The organism is Streptomyces sp. NPDC051664, assembly GCF_044453545.1.
Lineage (GTDB): Bacteria > Actinomycetota > Actinomycetes > Streptomycetales > Streptomycetaceae > Streptomyces.
On sequence record NZ_JBITCU010000137.1, the window covers coordinates 1 to 1,247 of the forward strand.

Here is a 1,247-nt window from a genome sequence, read left to right on the forward strand (position 1 = left end):
CTTGTCCCGGGACTCAGCAGGCGCCGGCGGCCGCTCAGATGCCGGGGAGTGCGATCCGGGTGTAGGTCAGTCCCGCGCTGGTGCCGCCGGGGCTGGTGACGGTGACCTGGACGGCTCCAGCCGATCCGGTGGGGGCGGTGGCGGTGATCTGCGTGGCGGACACGATCGTGAACGCAGCTGCTGTGGTACCGAAGCGGACAGCTGTCACGTCACCGAGGTTGGATCCGGTGAGTGTCACCGTGGTGCCGCCCGTGGGGGGGCCCTGATTGGGAGACAGGCCCGTCAGGGTGGGCAGCGCGACGTATTGGAAGGCCACCCCTGCGCCGGTGCCGCCTGGGGTGAGGACCGTGATCTGGACGAACCCCGTGGATCCGGGAGGGGCGGTGGCAGTGATCTGCGTGTCCGACACGACCGAGAACGCAGCTGCTGTGGCACCGAAACGGACGGTCGTGGCGCTGAGCAGGTTGGTTCCGGTGAGTGTCACAGCGGTGCCGCCTGCGGTGGGTCCTTGACCGGGAGACACGCCCGTCAGGGTCGGCAGCGCGACGTAGTAGTAGGACAGCCCTCCGCTGGTGCCGCCGGCGCTGGTGACGGTGACCTGGGCAGGTCCCGGGTATCCGGCAGGCGCCGAGGGGGCGGTGGAGCTGATCTGCGTGGCGGACAGGACCGTGAACGCAGCCGTTACGGTGCCGAAGCGCACTGTTGTCACTTGGCTGAAGTTGGTTCCGGTGAGTGTCACAGCGGTGCCGCCCGCCATGGGTCCTTGACCGGGAGACACGCCCGTCAGGGTCGGCAGTGCGACGTAGGTGTAGGTCAGCCCTCCGCTGGGGCCGCCGGGGCCGATGACGGTGACCTGGACGGGTCCCTCGGATCCGGGAGGGGCGGTCGCGGTGATCTGTGTGGGGGACACGATCGTGAACGCGGTTGCTGTGGTGCCGAAGCGGACTGTTGTCACGTCGCCGAGGTTGGTTCCGGTGATTGTCACCGTGGTGCCGCCCGCGGTCGGTCCTTGATTGGGAGACAGGCTCGTGAGAGCAGGTGTCGTCATGGTGCCTCTTCGCAGCGGTGGAGGGATACGGCCATAGGGGCTGGGGCACGGTGACGGCCCGGGCGCCCTCCGGGGTGCCCGGGCCGCCTGCTCGCCCGGCATGTGCCGGGAAGCGAGCGCCCGTCAGATACCGGCGCCCGCCACATACGTGAAACCTGCGGCCGCGGTGGCGCTTCCGCCGGTTGTGCTGACGACGACG

Annotated in this window: 1 protein-coding gene; it reads right to left on the reverse strand. The window is 69.6% G+C overall.

Annotated elements, in window-relative coordinates; translation table 11 throughout:
* Nucleotides 1-34: 34 nt before the first annotated feature.
* Entirely contained in the window at nucleotides 35-1,048 is a 1,014-nt protein-coding gene (locus tag ACIA8E_RS42025; protein WP_399307405.1) for an IPT/TIG domain-containing protein, read from the reverse strand.
* Nucleotides 1,049-1,247 lie beyond the last annotated feature (199 nt).

Bases quoted from the DNA above. Each gene is read 5' to 3' on its own strand.
- ACIA8E_RS42025 (WP_399307405.1), bottom strand. From the start codon at position 1,048: ATGACGACACCTGCTCTCACGAGCCTGTCTCCCAATCAAGGACCGACC.